The following is a 766-nucleotide window of genomic DNA, read 5'->3' as shown; positions in this document are numbered from 1 at the left end:
TCGGCCCGGTTGATCGGGTCGCCGGCCGCGTAAGCGTAGGGGTTGGCTTCCTTGCCGGCGGGATCGCGTTGGGTGAAGCGGCCGACAGTGGGGTCGTAGTAGCGGGCGCCCATCTTGTACAGGCCGGTGGGGTCGAGGTAGGTGCTCGTGTAGCGGAGCGGGTTGGGAACTGCCTCGGTGGTGGTGCGGGCGTTGCCGTACGGGTCGTAGGCGTAGGCGTTGACCTTGTTGCCGTTCTTGTCCGTCATGGCGATGACGGAGCCCTGTGCGTCGGTGAGGTAGTAGTAGTGGGCTTCACCGGTGCTCATGGCTGTGAGGCTGCCCGAGGGTTCGCGGACGACACGCCGTTGGTGACGGTCGCGGTGAGGCCTTCGGAGCCGTGGTAGAAGTCGGTGGCGCCGAACGTGAGGCGCTCCGCGTTGGTGGTGCCGGTGTAGGTGGCGGCGGAGGTGGTGCTGCCGCGGGTGATGGCGGTGAGTTGGTTGAAGTCGTTGTACGTCTCGCCGGTGCGCGGCAGGCCGCCGGGGGCGGCGGTCTCGTTGCCGTTGGCGTCGAAGGACCAGCCGCTGTTCGTCGTCTGGTTGGCGGCGTTGTAGGTGTAGGTGGTGCCGGCGGAGCCGCATGTGGTGGTCGTGGTGGAGGTGGCGGTGAGATTGCCGGCCTTGTCGTGGCAGTAGAGCCAGGCGGCGAGTTGGGTGTTGGCGCTGTCGGTCTCGCGGGCGTTGGTGAGGCGGCCGAGGGTGTCGTAGGTGTAGGTGTTCTTGAC

General features: G+C 67.4%; 1 protein-coding gene and 1 pseudogene. Both read right to left on the bottom strand.

Translation table 11 applies throughout. The features are described from left to right. The coding region (locus tag GT354_RS18185) for an RHS repeat-associated core domain-containing protein (RefSeq protein WP_275942282.1) at positions 1–308 on the bottom strand (308 nt) is incomplete at its 3' end. Further along, positions 305–766, bottom strand: a pseudogene (locus GT354_RS18180) (RHS repeat protein); the annotation flags it as partial. The gene GT354_RS18185 and the pseudogene GT354_RS18180, both read right to left, overlap by 4 nt.

Origin of the sequence: Streptomyces sp. SID3343, from assembly GCF_009865215.1 — a bacterium.
In the GTDB taxonomy this organism is placed as follows: domain Bacteria; phylum Actinomycetota; class Actinomycetes; order Streptomycetales; family Streptomycetaceae; genus Embleya.
Note: the sequence above shows the minus strand (reverse complement) of the source record. Positions and strands in the feature narration are given on the sequence as shown.